This window comes from Streptococcus sanguinis, assembly GCF_900635155.1.
GTDB classification, from domain to species: Bacteria; Bacillota; Bacilli; order Lactobacillales; family Streptococcaceae; genus Streptococcus; species Streptococcus sanguinis_G.
This window is the reverse complement of record NZ_LR134002.1, coordinates 826317-841903: the sequence shown is the minus strand read 5'-3', so window position 1 is coordinate 841903 and position 15587 is coordinate 826317. Positions and strand designations below refer to the sequence as shown.

Below are 15587 nucleotides of genomic sequence, written 5' to 3'. Positions count from 1 at the left end.
TCTTAATTAATTTTCACTGTAATTGTGGCTTTGGCAACTAGCATCGCTTCCAGATACATCTCAAAGTCAATAATCGCTGTCCGCCTAGTCTGACGGATAATGCGCGGCTGGATATGCAGCAGGTCATCAATCTGAACCGCCTGAAAGAAATAGATCATCAGTTGATCGATAATCAAGCTGCGGCCGAAGTTGACCATGAGCTGCTGGGTAATCCGAGTCAAAATTTCTGTCAGCACACCGTTAGCCAGCACACCATTTTGCTCTAGCATAAAAGGCTCAACGGTAAAGGAGAACAAATCATCCTGACGGCTAATCTTCTGTCCCACCTGCTCACTGAAAGTCGGCAAGCTGGAAATCTGAGAACGGCTCATTTTTTCCATAATGTCCCGCCGCGTAATCACACCCAGCAAGGTCTGATTGCTGCGCACTACTGGTATCATTTCAAAATCTTCTGCAATCATGCGCTGGCTGATATTAGCAATATTGGCAGATAAACCTGTCATAAAGACATTTTTTGTCATGACCTTGTCCAAGGTTGTCAGAGGGGACTTATCCCCTGCATCCCTCATGGTTACTACTCCCACCAGCATCTGCTGCTGGTTGATAACCGGAAACCGGCTGGCGCGATTGCGACGAACCAAGTCTAGATAGTCACGAACAGTATCAGTATCATGCAAGAAGCCGTACTCGTGGCTGGAGCGATAGACCTGCTCCACTGTTAAAATATCGGTCTTGATCTGCATATTGGACAGGGCTCGATTAATCATGGTTGCAACGGTGTAGGTATCGTGCTTGGTCCTGAGAACCGGTATATTAAGCAGATTAGCCATCTTTAGAACTTCCGAGCTGACTTCAAAGCCTCCGGTTACCAGCACCGCATTCTCATTTTCCAGAGCCAAGAGCTGAATTTTCGTCCGGTCTCCGACAATCAGGAGACCGCCCTCTGTCAGATAGCGCAGGATATTCTGCTCCGTCATGGCTCCGATGGAAAATTTATTAAATTCTTTTTCTAGACCATCTTCTCCAGCCAATACTTCTGAGCCAGTAATATCAACAATTTCCTTGTAGGTCAGATGCTCCAAGACCACTTTCTTGGACTTAACCCGAACCGTACCACTCCGAGGTCTGGTCTCAACAATACCGCGGTTCTCCGCTTCCTTGATAGCTCGATAGGCCGTACCATCACTAACTCCCAGATAGTTTGAAATACTGCGGACACTGACCCTCTTGCCGATTGGAAGATTTTCAAGATAGGTTAAAATTTCCTGATGCTTACTCATTAAAATCTCCTCTCTCATAACGGTACTCCAGATAATCTCTCATCTTCCTCGTGTACCGATCACTCCCTTTAAACTGCCGGTAGAGGCTGAAGCCAGATTTTTGAGCTACCTTTTGACTAGCTAGGTTCTCTGCATGAGTGATAATACTAAGTCGTTTGAAGTCAAAGCGGGTAAAAGATAGAAAAGCAATTTCCCGAACAATTTCTGTCATCAGCCCTTGTCCCCAGTAGTCTTGCCGCAGAAAATAGCCTAACTCAGCTTCTTTCTTAATCTCGTCCATCTTTTCAAACTTGACAGAGCCAATCATTTCCTGCGTTTCCTTGTGACAAATAGCCCAAATCCCCAGAGGATTTTTCATAAAGAAATTGGCAATGACATATTCACTTTCCTCTAGGCTTGCTTCTGTCGGAAAAATGAACTGAGTATTTTCCGGATTGGACGCAATCTTATAAAGAGCGCCCGCATCTTCAAAGAGAATGGGCCGCAAAAAAGCATGCTCCGTCTCAATAAATGAGCAGGCCGCTAAATGTGTCCACAAATTCATTTGCTACCTCTACAAAAAATAAGCGAAAAACGCTTATTCTTCTATCAGCTGGATATCTGCACCCAGACTTGTTAATTTTTCAATAATATTAGAATAGCCGCGCAGGATAAACTCAATATTAGTAATTTCTGTCTTTCCTTGAGCCATCAAACCTGCAATAACCAAAGCAGCTCCTGCTCGTAAATCGGTCGCCTTGACCTGAGCTCCCTGCAGTTGATTTGGCCCTTCATAGACAATCTGATTGCTGCTGGTCGAAATCTTGCCTGCCATCTTAGCCAGCTCCGCCACATGGTTAACCCTCTTCTCATAGATGGTGTCCGTGATTTTACCGTGGCCATTAGCCGTCAGTAAGAGCGGGGTAATCGGCTGTTGTAGGTCAGTTGCAAAGCCTGGATAAGGAGAAGTCTTAATGTTGATAGCTCGCAGATTTTGCTGTTCTTCGACGAAAATGCTGTCTTCAGAAACCGTCATCCGAACACCCATTTCCTCAAGCTTGGCAATAAAACTCTCCAAATGCTCATAAAGGACATTATTAATCTGAATTCCCTGACCAATAGCTGCAGCAAGGGCGATATAAGTCCCTGCCTCAATACGGTCTGGAATCACTTGATGACGCGTTCCATGAAGGTGTGGAACCCCCTCAATCGTTATAATATCAGTTCCTGCTCCGCGGATATGTGCTCCCATATTATTCAAGAGAGTTGCCACGTCGATGATTTCTGGCTCCCGCGCTGCATTTTCAATAATAGTCCGACCTTTGGCCTTGACAGCAGCCAACATAGTATTGATGGTAGCACCTACGCTGACCGTATCCATATAAATGCTAGCGCCTTTCAGCTGCTGACCTCCTGTGGATAGGTTCATATAGTTGCCGTCCATGGTCATCTTAGCCCCCATGGCTTCAAAAGCCTTGAGATGCAAGTCAATGGGACGCGGCCCCAAGTCACAGCCACCAGGCAGACCTACCGTTGCTTCACCATAGCGACCAAGCAAGCTGCCATAGAAATAATAGGAAGCCCTTAGACTGTTGATCTTTCCATAAGGCATAGGGACGTTTTGGATACCACGCGGATCAATCGTCAGACTGTCCTCAGAGCGAGTAACACTAGCCCCCATGGCAACCATAATATCAATCAGACTATCCACATCCGAAATATCCGGAACACCATCTAACGTTACAATATCATCCGCCAGAATCACAGCTGGAATCAAGGCAACGACACTGTTTTTAGCACCATTAATAGTCACCTCTCCTTTTAAGGGGCGACCACCATGTATTACAATTTTTTTCATGTTTAAAATAAAGCTCTTTCAAGGTATTGCCATTTATTATACCACAGATTCGGGAAATTTCCTATACTTTTAGATAAATAAGACAATCGAAATTAAAATGAAACAGGGAAAATGGCTTTTTCAATAATTTTTCAAAAAAAATAGTATTGAAAAAAATGAAAGAAGCGCAAGGCTAGACTGCTTGCCTTTTTAAAGTTGCCTGTATAGAAATGACTTTTTCTTTAGAAAATAGAAAAGTTCCCAATCATGACGATTGAGAACTGTCTTCTTACTGCACTGCTGCCTTCAAAGCCTCTACCTTATCCAAATTTTCCCAAGGCAGGTCAATGTCTGCCCTACCCATGTGGCCATAAGCTGCCGTCTGACGATAAATCGGACGTTTCAGATCCAGCATTTGAATGATACCGGCTGGACGCAAATCAAAAATCTGACGAACTGCTTCCTGCAATTTGCTTTCTGCAACAGTACCAGTGCCAAAAGTATCGATGCGTACAGAAACCGGCTGAGCCACACCAATAGCATAGGCTAACTGCACTTCTGCTTTCTTGGCCAGTCCAGCAGCCACGATGTTTTTAGCAATGTAACGAGCTGCGTATGAAGCTGAGCGGTCGACCTTTGTTGCATCCTTACCAGAGAAGGCACCGCCACCATGACGAGCATAACCGCCGTAAGTATCCACAATAATCTTACGTCCAGTCAAGCCAGAGTCACCTTGCGGGCCGCCAATTACAAAGCGACCGGTTGGATTGATGAAGAATTTCGTCTTATCATCCAAATACTGGGCTGGAATAACTGCTTTAATTACCTTTTCAATCACATCACGATGAATCTCTTCATTGGTCACTTCTGGGTCATGCTGAGTCGAAATAACCACCGTATCCACGCGCACAGGCTGGTCATTTTCATCATACTCAACTGTCACCTGTGACTTAGCATCTGGACGCAGATAGGCAATCTCTCCTGATTTGCGCAATTCCGCCAATCGACGGACTAGCTTGTGACTGAGCGAGATAGGAAGCGGCATGAGCTCCGGCGTTTCATCCACTGCAAAGCCAAACATAAGCCCCTGATCTCCAGCACCAATCAAGTCCAATGGATCTTGATCCGCATTCCCACGAACTTCCAGAGCTTCATTGACACCCTGAGCAATATCTGGTGATTGCTCCACCAAAGACGGATGCACACCGACCGTCTCTGCTGAAAATCCATATTCTGTATTGGTGTAGCCAATCTCTGCAATGGTATCACGAACCACACGATTAATATCTACATAAGCTGTGGTCGAAATCTCACCAAAAACATGAACCGAGCCCGTATAAACGGCTGTTTCAGCAGCCACATGGGCATCTGGATCCTGACTCAAGACAGCATCCAAAATAGCATCGGAAATTTGGTCTGCAATCTTATCGGGATGTCCCTCCGATACAGACTCAGATGTGAAAAGTTTACGTTCTGACATAGAAATGTCCCCCCTTAAATAAATTGTTATAGAGTTACAAAGTACTGATAGAAATAACTACCACCTTATCGGGACTATATAACTTCTTCATTATACCACTTTTCGCTAAAAAGTTCAGAATTTTTTTAATAGAAAAAGCTATAATCAGAAACTATAGCTTTATTGCAATGATAATCTAAGGGCAGCTTGCTAACAACTCTTCAACTTCCGCCTTACCGATAGCATCACCAGCTTGGTCAAAAAGTCTGATAGCAGCCACAAAGTTGGTTCTTGCTTCTTGGAGATTTCCCAAAGCTTGAGCAATTTCACCTAAGCCTCGGTAACTACACGCATGATTTATCACATCATCTGACTCCATAGAATAGATATGTGACTTTTGCATAAAATCCTGAGCTTGAGCCAACCGGCCTAATTTAAGATTTAGATAGCCTAGCTCATAGAGATTAACTGATTGGCGATAATGGTCATCTGGTAAATACTTCGCTAGGAAAGCAGCTTCTTTTTCAATCCACTCTAAAGCTTGACAAAAATCTCCCGCAGATCTAGCAACATAACCTAGCTGATGATAAGCGATATGCTCATTTTCTCTATCACTTCCTTTCTGAGCCTGAATCAGGTAAGCCTCTAAATTTGCAAAAGCGCTCTGATAATCCTGCCTTTCTACAGCTAGATAGGCCCGTAAATTCCAGCGGCTAAAGGAATCTTTTTCCAGCTGCTGCTCTAGTTCTTCAGCCTTATTTAACTGTCCTTCAAAGAAATACTGCCAAGCGGCTGCCAATTTATCATTCATCTTTCTTCTCCTTTTACCTCCAGAACTTCTTCCCTAAACCAAATCCGTTTGAGCAATAGCTTTCTTGACATCATCCAGCGGCAAATGAACCAATTCCACTTCTTTTTCCTTGTAGAGATACTGAGCATAGTCATCTATGCGATATTGGTTGATATAGACCACTCTTTTGCAGCCGACCTGAAGCAGTTGCTTGGTACAGTTCAGACAAGGAAAATGGGTCACATAAGCCGTAAAGCCCTTGGGAACCCCCCGCTCGGCTCCTTGCAAGATGGCATTGACCTCAGCATGCAAGGTCCGTACGCAGTGACCGTCAATGACCAAGCACTCATGGTCAATACAGTGCTCAGTCCCTGAAACTGAGCCATTGTAACCAGTTGAAATAACCTTATTATCCTTGACCAATACAGCGCCAACCTTGGCTCGCTTACAGGTTGAGCGATTAGCGATTAAGAGAGCCTGAGCCGCAAAATACTGATCCCAAGCCAAACGATTCTCTGACATAATTTCTCCATTCTACTGATTTTTTATTTACATAAACGTCTGTTTTTTCTATTATATCGCAAATCCCTATTTTTAACTAGCTTTACCATGAAAGCTGTCTTATCAGTAACAAGCTTTTATCTATACTATAAGTAGAATGACAGGCTGTTTCTCTCTTCATACTTTTCATTAAAAGTTATAAAAAAGAACCAAGGAAATCCTCGGTTCTTTTTTTAATTATTTACCAAGCTTAGCTTTAGCTGCGTCTGCAAGAGTTGTGAAAGCTGCTGCATCGTTAACAGCCAAGTCAGCCAACATTTTACGGTTCACTTCGATTTCAGCCAACTTCAAACCATGCATCAATTGTGAGTATGAAAGTCCGTTCAAACGAGCTGCCGCATTGATACGAGTGATCCAAAGTTTGCGGAAATCACGTTTTTTCTGACGACGGTCACGGTATGCATAGTAGTAAGAGTTCATTACTTGCTCTTTTGCAGTACGGAACAAGATATGTTTTGCTCCATAGTAACCTTTAGCTAATTTTAAAATACGTTTACGGCGTTTGCGTGATACAACGCCACCTTTAACACGTGCCATTTATATTTCCTCCAATATTTCCTAGATAATCGTTACAGCAGCTCTTATTTCAGACCTGTAAGCATTGCTTTGATACGCTTGAAATCTCCTGCATGCACCATTCCTGCTTTGCGAAGATGACGGCGTTGTTTCTTAGTCTTTCCGTGGAAACGGTGAGAAGTGTAAGCACGGAAACGTTTCAAGCCACCAGAACCTGTACGTTTGAAACGTTTAGCTGATGCGCGGTGTGTTTTTTGTTTTGGCATAATGTTTTCTCCTTTTTCTATCTTTCTGACAATCTATTTTTTGTCAGGAATTGGCGCCATCTGCATGAACATCTGACGTCCATCCATCTTAGGCTTTTGCTCAATGATAGCAACATCCTGAGTCGCTTCAGCAAAATCTGCTAAAACTTTAGCCCCAATTTCTTTGTGGGTAATCATCCGACCTTTGAAACGGATAGATACCTTTATTTTATTTCCTTTTTCAAGGAACTTGCGTGCGTTGCGAAGTTTAGTGTCAAAGTCTCCCTTGTCAATAGTTGGACTGAGACGTACTTCCTTCACAGTAACAACACTTTGTTTCTTGCGTTGTTCTTTTTGTTTTTTCTGGTACTCAAATTTGAACTTGCCATAGTCCATAATTTTTGCAACAGGTGGTTTAGCTTGTGGCTGAATCAGGACCAAATCGACATTTGCTTCATCCGCAAGAGACTGCGCTTCGCTCAGCGGTTTAATACCTAACTGTTCGCCGTCAAGACCGATCAAGCGAACTTCACGCACACGAATTTCATCATTGATGAATAAGTCTTGTTTTGCTATGGTTTTCACCTCTTTTTTTATTTTTAGAGAAAAACAAGTGCGGACCTGCTAACGCAAACCCGCACTACATGATAGTATTTCATTTCTGAAACTGAATCCTGTAGAGCCAGACAACGTTAGTCGCAAGGCGAGAAGTTCTCACTTCTGCTTTTCTCAACTCTACTATCATACCAAGTTTCATTTTATTTGTCAATGATTTTTTTCGCTTTTTCTTCGATAAATGCAACAACTTCGGAAATGCCAACACCCGTGGTATCAAAATGAATGGCATCGTCTGCCGGTTTCAACGGCGAAACCTCACGATGACTGTCCTTATAGTCCCGCTCTGCAATTTCTTCTTTCAGTTTCTCCAAATCAGCTGGAATGCCTTTAGATAGATTTTCCTTGTAACGGCGCTCAGCTCTTTCTTCAACCGAAGCTACCAGATAAATCTTGAGCTCAGCCTGAGGCAAGACAACCGTTCCAATATCACGGCCATCCATGACAATCCCTCCCTGAGCTGCAATTTGCTGCTGCAAGGCAACCAGTTTCTCACGGACTTGAGGAATGGCAGATACCCAGGAAACATTATTGGTGACTTCATTTTCCCGAATTGGGTGGGTGACATCTACATCTCCGACAAAGACCAACTGCTCGCCATCTTCCGCCCGACCAAAACTGACCGAATGATTATTGAGCAAGTCTACAATTTCAGTGGCATCTGCTTCCGTCAGATGATGCCGCAGAGCCAAATAGGTTGCAGCCCGATACATGGCTCCTGTATCTAAATAAGTATAGCCAAAATCCTTAGCAATAATCTTGGCTACGGTCGATTTTCCACTGGAAGCAGGACCGTCAATCGCAATTTGAATCTGTTTCATGGCTGACTCCTACTCAATCTTCACAACGTCACCTGGATTGGCATACCAAGAACCAGTGGACATATGAGAAGGGTTAAGCTGTTCAAGCTTGGCAATGGAAATACCTGCACGCGCCGCAATGGCTGCCTCACCTTCACCAGGCTGGACAGTCAGAGTCCCCTCAGATGATTCTGTAGTATTTGCCGCTGGCTGCTCTGCTGTAGAAGACGCTTCACTGCTGGAACTTGCTGCTGAAGTGCCGTAGAAACCTTCCATTTGGGTCTGTCTATTACTTCCTCCAGTAGAAAGATAGGTCAAGAAGCACACCACCGCAACCACTAAAATACAGAAAATAATGGTTAATATGGTCAACAAGCGGTCTGCATTCAAAGCGCTAAACTTCTTAGTTCGTTTCAACTTTTCTTCTCCGTTATCGTATACATCTTCTTCCCATGGTTCTTTTTCCATGACTTCCTCCTTGAGTTTTTCTTAAAATCTTATTACAATATGGGTATGAAAGTAACACTCATTCCCGAACGGTGCATTGCCTGCGGGCTTTGTCAAACCTACTCAGATCTTTTTGACTATCATGACAATGGCATCGTCAAATTTTACCAGGACGACCAGCTCCTAGAAAAGGAAATCGCTGAGGATCCCGATGTCGTGGAAGCCATCAAAAACTGCCCAACCCGAGCTCTTTTGAAAGACTAGGATTTTTTGGACTGACTGCCATAGTAAGCTTCAAAATAGTCAATATGGGTAAAATTATCTACTAATTCTACCTCACCCTTAAAATGCTCATTCAGGGCCAGGGCGTTGACAAAATATTTCTTAGGCCACTTGCGCATACAAAAACTCCGGCTGCGGCTCTGCACTTTAAAATATAAGGTAATTGACGTCTTGGTCACTTCGACTTTTTCAATATCTGAAATCTTGACCTTTATCGGAGTAAAGGGATTAGCTGTGATAATTCGCAAGGTTCCATCGTCATAAATGGTAAAATAACGATGAACTCCCATTCCCAACAAAACCATGAACAAGAAGAAAGAAAACAGAACAAGAGTCGGCACTCGTGAGCTTTCATACATCAAAGCCAGGCCAACAAAAATCGGAATGACCGATAAAGACCAATATATTATCAGGATAGCTACATCTGGCTGCCAGTGATAGCGAACCTTACCAAAAATCTTTATCATGCTCACACCCCCATACTACTAGTTTAGCATAAATTAAGAAAAAATAGAACAGGTAGACTTGCCTATTCTATTTTTTTATTTATGATTTTGCTGTCTTAAAGAAGCTATCAGACAAATAGCCCTTGCCTCTGACCATATCATACTCAATCAGTTTCAAATCATCTGCTATTTCCTGTGCTTCTTCGTCCAATTCCTTTTTATCTACACTAGCCTTATGCAATACTTCTGTTAATAAAGCATAGTAAGGTGATACTTTGGAATTTGTCTGCTCCAGTAAGAGAGCGGAGAAATCACTAGAATTGACTCTTGGATAATCAAGTTTAGGAGTTTCATAATTGCTCCAAACGAAATAATCTGTCAGATATTGGCTTTCTGGATCTTCTTTAAAGGCTGACTGAGGATAGAGACCTGGCAGATGATCGCCATAAAAGACGACTGTTACCTTTTTATCTACCTTTGAAAGCTTCTCAAGAAAATCCTTGGTCGCCTGATCTGTATGGTAAAGCATTCTGACATAGCTGGAAAGAGATTCGTTCCCTTCCTTGCTAAAGTCAGGATAGCTGGCAGACATGTAGACAGGATTGGGCTCACTCCAAGGCATGTGGTTCTGCATGGTCATGACAGAGAAAAACTGTCCCTGCTTGCCATTCAAATGCTCCAAGACTTGATTATAAGTCGTTTGATCGCTGTAATTACCACCTATATTATCACCTTTCAAGCCTTTGGTACCATAGTGAATAAAGGTATCAAATCCCAAATCCTGGTAAATGACATTTCTGGCATAATTGCTAGGAGAAGCCAGATGGATTACTGTTCGATTCTTAGATGAATAAGCATCACTAATGGAAGGGAATCTATTCATCCTCGGGACAATTTCAGTATAGAGAACCGAAATAGATGGAGACAGATTATAAAAAGGCAAACCAGTCAGGGTTTGAAATTCCATGTTGGCCGTTCCTCCACCATAGCCGTCTGACTTCATAAGTCCACTAGTGGTGCGAGTTTTAACTTCCTGGATATAAGGAATTGGATTCTCAGACATAGTTACACCGTCAACCCGAGCAGGGTCAGAAAAGCTTTCACTCAGGAGGTAAATTACCGTTTGATCTTCGATTTTATTCTGGCGCTCTTTGTTAATATCTTCAGCAATCCCCTTGTATTTCTTTTCTATCTCTTGAATCTTTGCTTTGGAATAGCCACGCGGTTCGATCATGGTTGTATCGGACATCTGTGAAAACCAGACAAAGGAAAGGGAGCGCAGCTGTGAATTGACAGTATTTCCCATCCAAGTCAGGTCATGGTAATTATTCAAGACCGAAATAACTGGAATATTCTCTACTATTTTACCATTCTTTTTAGTGGCAAATATATCCATGACTCCCAAGAAAAAGACCAGGGGCAGGACTAGCAAGAGGAGCTGGTATTTAAGAACGGTAATGAGCTTTCCTGGCAAGATTTTCTTGCGCAAATACCAATAGAAAGCGCCTAGAGCAGCCAGTCCCAAGAAAGCATATAATCCATAATTGCCTCCGAGAAAGTCAAAGAGGGTCTTAGGATTTCTCAGCCAGACCATATCGCTAGGCAAAATTGGCTCTTGGCGATACTGGAATTTCAGACTGCTAGCTATGGTGGCAATCACCACTAAGGCTGTTATCAGCATGGTTGGCAGGAGAAAATGATTGAAAATCAGGTAAAGAGCCATAAAAATCATGAAAAAGACAATGATTTGAAAAAGACTGGCTCCAGTGAAAAGGTACCTCTCTAAAACAACTACATCTCCACGGATAGTATTTTGAATGGTGTAATTAAAGACAAGAGCAAACACTGTACTCAACACAAAAGCAACAGAAACACTGGCTTTATTTTGAGCGAGATCGCGCAATCCCTTAACAGCTAGAAAGCTTGGGAGAGAAAGCAGGATAAAGATAAGTGCGATAAGGCAGAGGAAAGTTAGCATAAAGTTCTGCGTTATTTCCAACTTGCCTTCCTCAAGGAAATTCACTAAATAGCTCTGGTGATGTAGCAATTCCGGCATCTTATCATCCATCAAAGAGAGGAAGAGGAAAATCTGGGACAGAAAAAGATTTTCTAGTACCTCTCTATTTTTCTTAGTAACTTGCAAGAACTTACCTGGAAAGCGTTTTTTAAGCTTTGGAAAATGAATAAAAATATAAGCAAATAAGAAAATCAAAAGCAAGCCAGGTAGGGAGTTAAACTGCCAAAAATGATTGCTAAACACTTGATCTGCTTTGAACTCAAAATCATTGACATGCTGCGTTACTGTCAGTAAGTAAGAAAATCCCGTATAGAGAGCGTAAATAATAGCTGACCATATAAAGAATCCTTTGCTGAAGAGCTGAGACAAGAGCTTACCCAAGCCAAACAAAAGAGGGAGCAGCATCAGAAAGGTCAGCCACAAGGCTGGATAATTCCGCAAATTTTCGCCTTCCTCCAACAATAAAACCGTCGTAACAGCGACTGTATCTAAAAGTAAAAAACTAATCAGTAAGTATGAGAACTGCTTATAGTGTTTGAGTAAAAATTTCATTTTTCTTTCTGGTAAATAGTTATATTCTCTAGCGAAATTTTTTGTGAATCAAGAATCTCACTTTTTCTTTAAAAGATTGGACAAACGATTTCGTATCTTTTGAGATAAATTTTTCTGACTTAATGTTTCTTTTTGCTCGGTCAACTCTTCCCTTTTCCTCTGCCAGTCCAGTAAAGGGGGGAGGGAAGATAAGGGCATAATCTTGAAATCATAATGATTGTCCCAAGCTATATAGACCAATAAATGCTCTAAAACATCAGACAGCTCCTGATCAGAGGATGGCAAACTTTCTAAGCTTTTCATCTGGAACACACTAGCCAAAGCAGAATATTTGAACCATAAGAAACCGCCATAGACTCTCGTCAGAGAAGGGGCGGTCATCAAGTCAAAAGACTTATGCAAACTAGCTTCCTGCCAGATAGCAGCCAGCCTTAGACGCGGCAGTTCTGACTCAAACAAGCCGTCTCTGACTAGGCGCGGCAAATCCGGAATAACAAGCCCTACAGCAGACTCCTGCTCCAACGCTTCTATACTTGCATCCGCATAATCCACCATCATATTTATCAAATCAGAGCGCATGGTTTGGTCAAAAACTGCCTGATTCTCCACCAACCTATGAGTAGATAGATGGCCGATATAAGCATAGTTTTGCAGAATTTCCTTCTGCTCCAGCATGGCAAGAAAGGCATGAGATTTCTGACTTAGGATAATCTGTACTTTATTGCCCAGATGAGCCAGCGCTATCTGCAGCTGCTTCCGCACTTCTGGCTGATTTGTTGTCACTAAATACTGATACTGAGACGAGAGAGAGAATAGCTTGTCCTGATACTGCTGAAAAATAGGAAAATCCGTTACATGAATATGCAGGAGGACAGGCTGATCTGTACGATAGTTCGAAGTTGACTGGGACAAATACTTGTCCACTAGCAAACAAGGAAGGTCCGGACCAAAATGATAGAAAAGATGTTCCCTAATAAGCGAAGTCGGATAGGATGAGTTGGTTTCAAGTTCTTCCAGCAAATACCTAGCCAAAAAAGGATTGCCCGTAAGAGCCTTGACCTTTAGAAAAGGGACCTTCGCTTCCAGAATCCTAAGTGGCTTATAGTATGAAAAGTCTGGATGGACCAATTCTCCCACTTCTTCCTGACGGGTATCAAAAAGAGCTTGATATCTGAATCCTGCCTCTACAAAGCGCTTGGTAAACTGGGTTTCGTAATGGTCTATCACATCTTGAACGTCAGTAAAATCTTCTACCTGAGACCAAAATTCATGGAAAGCCTTGTCTTTGAGAACTGACTGCTTAAAGGTCACAAAGTAGCTCTGCAGGTGTTCTTCAAAGTACCTGGTCTTGCGAAAATTAGTCATTCCCCAAAAATCGACTTGAGAATCCGCTTCAAAGCGCTGATAAATCGGCTCTAAATCCCATAGCGGACCAAAGCAAGTGTCGTTCATGAGAGTCAGAGAGTCTGAGTTCTGCAAAGTGTCAAAACCCAGCCAGTTCATGCCATCACGCCAGGCTGCAAAATCAAAGCCTCGATTATCCCGCTCAAGCAAGTCAGAAATGCCCAAGTCTTCTCTCAGCCGGCATTTGTCCTCATTGCTCAAAGGACTATTTGAAATAAAAATAATCTTAGAAAAAAGCGGCTTGAGCTGCTCCAACTGGTAGAAGACATGACCGCTTATATGATTGCATTTATTGAAATGAACATAGAGTAATATTCGTTCCATGAAAATACCTTATTCTTTATGATTGAGAAATCTTCCAACTGCCATTACGCTGGATTAAGCCAGTAGCAGAATCCTTAGCAGAGACATCGTCATCCTTAATATCCTTACGATTGACTAAGATAACTGGGTTGTTCTGAGAGTCTGCAAAGGCTAAAATCTGTTCTTCCTGATCCCGCACCGAAACCTGCAGTTTTAACTTAGCGTTATTTATCTGTGACACATGGCACTTGTAAGTCAAACGCTTCTGTCCAGGTCCTTCTGTTGGCTGATCCATGGAATTATCATTGTAAAGCCAGATAGTTCGATCGATATCTGTCAATGAAAAGGAAACATAGGTCGGAAGGTCTTGATTTACCTGATAAGAAATTTCAAATTCAATCTCTTGTTCAGGTGAAATCTGAGGCGAATGCAAGAGCTTAACCTTCAAATCAGAAACCGCTGCATTCTCAACCTGGAAACCTTCGTTCATGGCTTTTGTTTCAGTCGCATTGTCCAGACTGTACTGGTTGGCCACATCATCTGGATTACCGATAGCTTTGACCAAGCCATTTTCAATCAAGACAGCCTTGTTACAATACTTTTTAACAGCTCCCATATCATGGGTCACGAGAATGGTCGTCTTGCCCGACTCCTTACGATCTTTGAAGTAGTCATTACACTTACGCTGAAAGGCTTCGTCGCCGACAGCCAAGACCTCATCCAAAATCAGAATATCACCCTGAGCCTTGATGGCCACAGAAAAGGCCAGACGCACTTGCATACCGCTGGAGTAGTTCTTGAGCTTTTGGTTCATAAACTCGCCCAGCTCAGCAAACTCCACAATATCATCGTACATGGCATCTACTTCTTCTGTTGAGAATCCCAGCATGGCACCATTCATATAGACATTTTCGCGACCAGTTAGTTCTGGATTGAAACCGACACCTAGCTCAATAAAGGAAACCAACTTACCGTCAATAGTTACCTTGCCCTTCTCCGGAATATAAATCTCAGAGATAATTTTCAGGAGGGTAGACTTACCAGAGCCATTGCGGCCGACAATCCCGTAGAAGTCCCCTTTTTCAACTTCAAAGGAAATATCTTTCAAAACATGCTGTTCTTTGTAGCCTTTGATCCCCTTAAAACGATTGACCAAACTGGTTCTCAAACTCTGAGTAGCCTCAGTAGGCAATCGAAAGAATTTACTTACATGGTCGACTTTTACTGCAATATTATTTGACATTATAAAATCTCCGTAAATCTCTTAGCATTTTTATTAAAGAAGAACAAACCTAGAGCCAATATCACAAAAGGAATCAAGTAGGGAATGAGGGCGATTAGTTTGTTATTCACGATGTCCCAGCCTCTGACATTGACAGGAGAAACGATGAAATGGCGCATATCCTGCAGCATCTGAGCAATCGGATTGAGCATCATAATTTTAGCTACAAAGAATTGCTTACGCTGCAAAAGAAAGGTCAGAGAGTAGATAATGGGGCTGGCGTACATTCCAGCCTGAAGAGCCACTTCCCAAATCGGTCCAATATCCCGATACTTTACAAACAAGGAAGACAGCATAAGGGCGCAGCCCATTGCCAAGACCAATACCTCCAGAAAAAGAGGAATAATAACCAGCGTATGCAAGCCGAATTTCACCTGATTAATCAAGGCGAAGAGGAAAACAACGACCAGATTAATCAGGAAATTGATAGCTGCTCCAAGAACTGATGAAAAGACGATGGTATGCTTTGGAAAGTTCAATTTACGCAGCAAATCTCCCCGAGAAACGATGGAAAGCATGCCCATATTGGTAGCTTCGGTAAAGAAAGACCAGAAGACCATCCCCAGCAAGAGTCCTACTGTATAGTGGGGTGTGCCGTCATCAAAGCGCAAAAAGCGGACAAAGACCAGATACATGATGGTAAACATCATCAATGGCTTCAAAATCGACCAGAGATAGCCGACCAAGGACCCTTGATAACGCAACTTAAAATCCGTCTTGATTAATTCTTTCAAAAGAATACGATTTTTTTTACTAAAAAAATCCATGAATA

Annotated in this window: 17 protein-coding genes and 1 other annotated feature; of the genes, 1 reads left to right on the top strand and 16 read right to left on the bottom strand. The window is 42.5% G+C overall.

The features are described from left to right. Nucleotides 1-2 precede the first annotated feature (2 nt). The 11 genes from spxR to ELZ47_RS04275 all read right to left on the bottom strand — a co-directional run bounded on the left by spxR (nucleotide 3) and on the right by ELZ47_RS04275 (nucleotide 8550). On the bottom strand, nucleotides 3-1280 hold the full coding sequence (gene spxR / locus ELZ47_RS04325) for a CBS-HotDog domain-containing transcription factor SpxR (RefSeq protein WP_164549552.1): 1278 nt from the start codon (nucleotides 1278-1280) through the stop codon (nucleotides 3-5). Next, on the bottom strand, nucleotides 1273-1824 hold the full coding sequence (locus tag ELZ47_RS04320; RefSeq protein WP_125331708.1) for a GNAT family N-acetyltransferase: 552 nt from the start codon (nucleotides 1822-1824) through the stop codon (nucleotides 1273-1275). Before ELZ47_RS04320 ends, spxR begins: the two co-directional genes overlap by 8 nt. A 33-nt stretch (nucleotides 1825-1857) precedes the next feature. Further along, nucleotides 1858-3117 carry a UDP-N-acetylglucosamine 1-carboxyvinyltransferase gene (locus tag ELZ47_RS04315; RefSeq protein WP_125331710.1) on the bottom strand — a complete coding sequence of 420 codons (1260 nt, stop codon included), beginning with the start codon at nucleotides 3115-3117 and terminating at the stop codon, nucleotides 1858-1860. Nucleotides 3118-3385: 268 nt separating this feature from the next. Next, nucleotides 3386-4576, bottom strand: a complete 1191-nt coding sequence (gene metK / locus ELZ47_RS04310) for a methionine adenosyltransferase (RefSeq protein ID WP_125331712.1) — start codon at nucleotides 4574-4576, stop codon at nucleotides 3386-3388. Between the two features lie 175 nt (nucleotides 4577-4751). After that, complete coding sequence (locus ELZ47_RS04305) at nucleotides 4752-5366, bottom strand: tetratricopeptide repeat protein (RefSeq protein WP_125331714.1); 615 nt, start codon at nucleotides 5364-5366, stop codon at nucleotides 4752-4754. A 33-nt stretch (nucleotides 5367-5399) separates the two neighbouring features. Further along, entirely contained in the window at nucleotides 5400-5867 is a 468-nt protein-coding gene (locus ELZ47_RS04300) for a deoxycytidylate deaminase (protein ID WP_002895042.1), read from the bottom strand. A 216-nt stretch (nucleotides 5868-6083) separates the two neighbouring features. Beyond that, nucleotides 6084-6443 carry a 50S ribosomal protein L20 gene (gene rplT, locus ELZ47_RS04295; protein WP_125331716.1) on the bottom strand — a complete coding sequence of 120 codons (360 nt, stop codon included), beginning with the start codon at nucleotides 6441-6443 and terminating at the stop codon, nucleotides 6084-6086. Nucleotides 6444-6487: 44 nt separating this feature from the next. Beyond that, complete coding sequence (rpmI, locus tag ELZ47_RS04290) at nucleotides 6488-6688, bottom strand: 50S ribosomal protein L35 (protein WP_002895038.1); 201 nt, start codon at nucleotides 6686-6688, stop codon at nucleotides 6488-6490. A gap of 33 nt (nucleotides 6689-6721) precedes the next feature. Continuing rightward, nucleotides 6722-7252, bottom strand: coding sequence for a translation initiation factor IF-3 (gene infC / locus ELZ47_RS04285; RefSeq protein WP_002895037.1), 531 nt, complete (start codon nucleotides 7250-7252; stop codon nucleotides 6722-6724). A 16-nt stretch (nucleotides 7253-7268) separates the two neighbouring features. Then, nucleotides 7269-7399: a sequence feature (ribosomal protein L20 leader region), on the bottom strand. 26 nt (nucleotides 7400-7425) lie between these two features. Then, nucleotides 7426-8103, bottom strand: a complete 678-nt coding sequence (gene cmk, locus ELZ47_RS04280; protein ID WP_125331718.1) for a (d)CMP kinase — start codon at nucleotides 8101-8103, stop codon at nucleotides 7426-7428. A gap of 9 nt (nucleotides 8104-8112) precedes the next feature. Continuing rightward, entirely contained in the window at nucleotides 8113-8550 is a 438-nt protein-coding gene (locus ELZ47_RS04275; protein ID WP_125331720.1) for an SAG1386/EF1546 family surface-associated protein, read from the bottom strand. 45 nt (nucleotides 8551-8595) lie between these two features. On the opposite strand from ELZ47_RS04275, the gene ELZ47_RS04270 reads away from it, so the two are divergent. After that, nucleotides 8596-8793, top strand: coding sequence for a ferredoxin (locus tag ELZ47_RS04270; protein ID WP_295345912.1), 198 nt, complete (start codon nucleotides 8596-8598; stop codon nucleotides 8791-8793). On the opposite strand, the gene ELZ47_RS04265 is transcribed toward ELZ47_RS04270, so the two are convergent. From ELZ47_RS04265 to ELZ47_RS04245, 5 genes are all read right to left on the bottom strand, one after another. Further along, nucleotides 8790-9278 (bottom strand): EbsA family protein, encoded by a 489-nt coding sequence (locus ELZ47_RS04265; protein ID WP_125331722.1) that lies wholly within the window; start codon nucleotides 9276-9278, stop codon nucleotides 8790-8792. The two genes, ELZ47_RS04270 and ELZ47_RS04265, sit on opposite strands and share 4 nt — an antisense overlap. Before the next feature lie 79 nt (nucleotides 9279-9357). Continuing rightward, complete coding sequence (locus ELZ47_RS04260; protein WP_126435344.1) at nucleotides 9358-11826, bottom strand: LTA synthase family protein; 2469 nt, start codon at nucleotides 11824-11826, stop codon at nucleotides 9358-9360. A gap of 57 nt (nucleotides 11827-11883) precedes the next feature. Next, entirely contained in the window at nucleotides 11884-13554 is a 1671-nt protein-coding gene (locus tag ELZ47_RS04255; protein ID WP_125331726.1) for a rhamnan synthesis F family protein, read from the bottom strand. 16 nt (nucleotides 13555-13570) lie between these two features. Next, on the bottom strand, nucleotides 13571-14776 hold the full coding sequence (locus tag ELZ47_RS04250) for an ABC transporter ATP-binding protein (protein WP_126435343.1): 1206 nt from the start codon (nucleotides 14774-14776) through the stop codon (nucleotides 13571-13573). Further along, complete coding sequence (locus ELZ47_RS04245) at nucleotides 14776-15582, bottom strand: ABC transporter permease (protein ID WP_126435341.1); 807 nt, start codon at nucleotides 15580-15582, stop codon at nucleotides 14776-14778. Before ELZ47_RS04245 ends, ELZ47_RS04250 begins: the two co-directional genes overlap by 1 nt. Between the last annotated feature and the right edge of the window lie 5 nt (nucleotides 15583-15587).

Excerpts from the sequence above, each read along its gene's own strand:
- spxR (WP_164549552.1), bottom strand. The coding sequence starts at position 1,280 with ATGAGTAAGCATCAGGAAATTTTAACCTATCTTGAAAATCTTCCAATC.
- ELZ47_RS04320 (WP_125331708.1), bottom strand. The coding sequence starts at position 1,824 with ATGAATTTGTGGACACATTTAGCGGCCTGCTCATTTATTGAGACGGAG.
- ELZ47_RS04315 (WP_125331710.1), bottom strand. The coding sequence starts at position 3,117 with ATGAAAAAAATTGTAATACATGGTGGTCGCCCCTTAAAAGGAGAGGTG.
- metK (WP_125331712.1), bottom strand. The coding sequence starts at position 4,576 with ATGTCAGAACGTAAACTTTTCACATCTGAGTCTGTATCGGAGGGACAT.
- ELZ47_RS04305 (WP_125331714.1), bottom strand. The coding sequence starts at position 5,366 with ATGAATGATAAATTGGCAGCCGCTTGGCAGTATTTCTTTGAAGGACAG.
- ELZ47_RS04300 (WP_002895042.1), bottom strand. The coding sequence starts at position 5,867 with ATGTCAGAGAATCGTTTGGCTTGGGATCAGTATTTTGCGGCTCAGGCT.
- rplT (WP_125331716.1), bottom strand. The coding sequence starts at position 6,443 with ATGGCACGTGTTAAAGGTGGCGTTGTATCACGCAAACGCCGTAAACGT.
- rpmI (WP_002895038.1), bottom strand. The coding sequence starts at position 6,688 with ATGCCAAAACAAAAAACACACCGCGCATCAGCTAAACGTTTCAAACGT.
- cmk (WP_125331718.1), bottom strand. The coding sequence starts at position 8,103 with ATGAAACAGATTCAAATTGCGATTGACGGTCCTGCTTCCAGTGGAAAA.
- ELZ47_RS04275 (WP_125331720.1), bottom strand. The coding sequence starts at position 8,550 with ATGGAAAAAGAACCATGGGAAGAAGATGTATACGATAACGGAGAAGAA.
- ELZ47_RS04270 (WP_295345912.1), top strand. The coding sequence starts at position 8,596 with ATGAAAGTAACACTCATTCCCGAACGGTGCATTGCCTGCGGGCTTTGT.
- ELZ47_RS04265 (WP_125331722.1), bottom strand. The coding sequence starts at position 9,278 with ATGATAAAGATTTTTGGTAAGGTTCGCTATCACTGGCAGCCAGATGTA.
- ELZ47_RS04260 (WP_126435344.1), bottom strand. The coding sequence starts at position 11,826 with ATGAAATTTTTACTCAAACACTATAAGCAGTTCTCATACTTACTGATT.
- ELZ47_RS04255 (WP_125331726.1), bottom strand. The coding sequence starts at position 13,554 with ATGGAACGAATATTACTCTATGTTCATTTCAATAAATGCAATCATATA.
- ELZ47_RS04250 (WP_126435343.1), bottom strand. The coding sequence starts at position 14,776 with ATGTCAAATAATATTGCAGTAAAAGTCGACCATGTAAGTAAATTCTTT.
- ELZ47_RS04245 (WP_126435341.1), bottom strand. The coding sequence starts at position 15,582 with ATGGATTTTTTTAGTAAAAAAAATCGTATTCTTTTGAAAGAATTAATC.